The sequence below is a fragment of the Pseudoxanthomonas taiwanensis genome, assembly GCF_010093135.1.
Lineage (GTDB): Bacteria > Pseudomonadota > Gammaproteobacteria > Xanthomonadales > Xanthomonadaceae > Pseudoxanthomonas > Pseudoxanthomonas taiwanensis.
The window spans coordinates 1-3,561 of the sequence record NZ_PDWK01000122.1; the positions used below are offsets into that span (position 1 = coordinate 1).

Consider the following 3,561-nt stretch of genomic DNA (forward strand, 5'->3'; position numbering starts at 1 on the left):
ACAAGCGCCGCAACGAAATCGAGCGCCTGTTCCGCCGTCTGAAAGGGTTCCGCCGCATCTTCAGCCGCTTCGACAAGCTCGACGTCATGTTCGCGGCCTTCATCCACTTCGCACTGATCGTCGAATCGTTGCGATAGTGTTAACAGACCCTAGCTGGTGCGCGGTGCCGTCGAGCATCATCGCGCCGGTGCTGTAGAGAAAGTGGCCCACGCCCCAGGAAGCGATGCCGCGCAGGCCGCGGGAGACCCGTGCCAGGTGGCAGAACAGGCCCAGCAGGATCAGCGCCAACGCCCCGTCGCTGAGCAGCAGGTTGTAGAAATCGGTGGTCATCCGCCTCCCCTGGCAGATGCGATCGACGCCCGGCGACTATAACGGCAAGGCGGCGCCTTCGCCTGCCGGCAGGCGGGGCGGGCGCGCCGGCGCCCGCGTGGACGGCCGGGTCCGGCCCGGCCGTGGGCTCAGTCGCCGAGGGTCAGCAGCGAGGCGTTGCCGCCGGCGGCGGTGGTGTTGATGGTCACCGTCTTCTCGGTGGCGAAGCGCAGCAGGTAGTGCGGGCCGCCGGCCTTGGGGCCGGTGCCGGACAGGCCCTGGCCGCCGAACGGCTGCACGCCGACGACCGCGCCGATCTGGTTGCGGTTGACATAGATGTTGCCGACCCGGGCGCGCGCGGCGATGCGCTCGACGGTCTCGTCGATGCGCGAGTGGATGCCCAGGGTCAGGCCGTAGCCGGTGGCGTTGACCTGGTCCACCACCGCGTCCAGCCCGCCGGCCTTCCAGCGCACCACGTGCAGCACCGGGCCGAACACCTCCCGCTGCAGCCGCGCCATGGAATCGATCTCGTAGGCGCGCGGGGCGAAGAAGGTGCCGTGGGCGGTGGCCGGGTCCAGCGGCGCGACCGCGATCAGCCGCGCCTCGCGGTCCATGCGCTCGGCGTGGGCCTGGAGCATGCGCAGGGCGTCCTCGTCGATCACCGGGCCGACGTCGGTGGCCAGCAGGCCCGGGTCGCCCACCTTCAGCTCGGCCATGGCGCCGGCCAGCATGGCGATGACCTTGTCGGCGATGTCCTCCTGCACGAACAGCACGCGCGCGGCCGAGCAGCGCTGGCCGGCGGAGGTGAAGGCGCTGGCGATGGCGTCCTTGACCAGCTGCTCGGGCAGGGCGGAGGAGTCGGCGATCAGCGCGTTCTGGCCGCCGGTCTCGGCGATCAGCACCGCGATCGGCGCCTCCTCGCGCGCGGCCAGGGCGCGGTTGATCGCGCGCGCGGTCTCGGTGGAACCGGTGAAGGCCACGCCGGCCACGCGCGCGTCGGAGGTCAGCGCGGCGCCGACGCTGGCGCCGTCGCCGGGCACGAACTGCAGCACCGCCTCCGGCACGCCGGCCTCGTGCAGCAGCTTCACCGCGGCGTGGCCGACCAGGGTGGTCTGCTCGGCCGGCTTGGCGATCACGCTGTTGCCGGCGGCCAACGCTGCGGCCACCTGGCCCAGGAAGATGGCCAGCGGGAAGTTCCACGGGCTGATGCACACGAACACGCCGCGGCCGTGCAGCTGCAGGGCGTTGGACTCGCCGGTGGGGCCGGGCATCGCTTCCGGAGCGGCGAACTTCGCCCGCGCCTGGCCGGCGTAGTAGCGCAGGAAGTCCACCGCCTCGCGCACCTCGGCCACCGAGTCGGGGAGGGTCTTGCCGGCCTCGCGCACGCACATGGCCATGAACTGCGGCATGCGCTGCTCCAGCAGGTCGGCGGCGTGCTCGAGGATGGCGGCACGGCTGGCGGCCGGGATGGCGTCCCAGTCCGGCTGTGCGGCCACCGCGTTGGCCAGGGCGCGGTCCACGGTGGCCGCGTCGGCCGGCAGCCAGTGGCCGACCACCACCCGGCGGTCGGCCGGGCTGGCGACCGCCACCGGCTGCCCGGACGGGGTGGCGCCGGGCACCAGTGGCGCGGCCTGCCACGGCCCGGGTTCGGCGTTGATGCGCGCGGCCAGCTCCTGCAGCTGGCGGTCGTCGGCGAGGTTCAGGCCCATGGAGTTCTTCCTGTCGTGGCCCTGCGACCGGTACAGCTCGACCGGCAGCGGGATGCGGGGATGGGGGATGGATTCGAACGCGGCCACGGTGCGCACCGGGTCGCGCACCAGCTCCTCCACCGGCACGTCCTCGTCGGTGATGCGGTTGACGAAGCTGGAGTTGGCGCCGTTCTCGAGCAGGCGGCGCACCAGGTACGGCAGCAGGTCCTCATGGCTGCCCACCGGCGCGTAGACGCGGCACGGCACACCCAGGCGGTCGGCCGGCACCACCTCGGCGTAGAGGTCGTCGCCCATGCCGTGCAGCTTCTGGTGTTCGTACGGCCGGCCCTGGGCGATGGCGCGGATGGCGGCGATGGTCTGCGCGTTGTGCGTGGCGAACATCGGGTAGAGCGCGTCGCCGTGGCCGAACATGCGCTTGGCGCAGGCCAGGTAGGACACGTCGGTGTTCTGCTTGCGGGTGAACACCGGGTAGCCGGGCAGGCCCTCGACCTGGGCGCGCTTGATCTCGGCGTCCCAGTACGCGCCCTTGACCAGGCGCACCGGGATGCGGCGGCCGACGCGGCGGGCCAGGTCGGCCAGCCAGTCGATCACGAACGGGGCGCGCTTCTGGTAGGCCTGCACCGCCAGGCCGTAGCCCTCCCAGCCCTCCAGCGAGGGGTCGGCGTAGGTGGCCTCGATGACGTCCAGCGACAGCTCCAGGCGCTCGCTCTCCTCCGCGTCCACGGTGAAGCCGATGCCGTAGGAGCGGGCCAGCTGCGCCAGCTCCAGCACCGCCGGGGCCAGCTCGGCCATCACCCGCTCGCGCTTGGCGTGCTCGTAGCGCGGGAACAGCGCCGAGAGCTTGATCGAGATGCTCGGCGCGGCGAACACGTCGCCGCCGCGGTAGTCGCCGCTGCCGCCGATGGCGTGGATGGCGTCGCGGTAGGCCTGCAGGTAACGGCGGGCGTCCTGCATGGTCAGCGCGCCCTCGCCGAGCATGTCGAACGAGTAGCGGTACATGGCGTTGGCGCCCTTCCTCGAGCGCGCCAGCGCCTCGTCGATGGTGCGGCCCATGACGAACTGGTGGCCCATGATCTTCATGGCCTGGCGCACGGCCAGGCGCACCACCGGCTCGCCCACCCGCGCCACCAGGCGCTTGAACGCGCCGGCCGCGTCCTCGCGGGTGCGGTCGTTGAGGCGGACCAGGCGGCCGGTGAGCATCAGGCCCCAGGTGGAGGCGTTGACCAGCAGCGAATCGCTCCGCCCCAGGTGCTTCTCCCAGTCGGCCTCGCCCAGCTTGTCGCGGATCAGGCGGTCGGCGGTGTCCTGGTCGGGGATGCGCAGCAGGGCCTCGGCCACGCACATCAGCAGCACGCCCTCCTCGCTGCCCAGGTCGTACTGGCGCATGAAGGCCTCGATCACGCCCTGGTCGCGGGCCCGGGCGCGCACCCGCCGCACCAGGTCCGTGGCCAGGGCGTCCACCTCGGCCTGCACGGCCGGGTCCAGGCTGGCCTGGGCCAGCAGCTCGCGTACGTGGGTGGCCTCGTCGCGCAGCCAGGCGGCG

At 72.5% G+C, this 3,561-nt stretch carries 2 protein-coding genes and 1 pseudogene; 1 reads left to right on the forward strand and 2 read right to left on the reverse strand.

All coding sequences use genetic code 11. From position 1 onward, the window contains the following. Window positions 1-137, forward strand: a pseudogene (locus tag CR938_RS14010) (IS5-like element ISCARN85 family transposase); the annotation flags it as partial. Here CR938_RS14010 and CR938_RS14015 read toward each other — a convergent pair. Both CR938_RS14015 and putA read right to left on the reverse strand, forming a co-directional pair. Further along, window positions 100-330, reverse strand: a complete 231-nt coding sequence (locus CR938_RS14015) for a hypothetical protein (protein ID WP_162125577.1) — start codon at window positions 328-330, stop codon at window positions 100-102. The pseudogene CR938_RS14010 and the gene CR938_RS14015 overlap by 38 nt on opposite strands. A 128-nt stretch (window positions 331-458) precedes the next feature. After that, the coding region (gene putA, locus CR938_RS14020; protein ID WP_162125578.1) for a bifunctional proline dehydrogenase/L-glutamate gamma-semialdehyde dehydrogenase PutA at window positions 459-3,561 on the reverse strand (3,103 nt) is incomplete at its 5' end.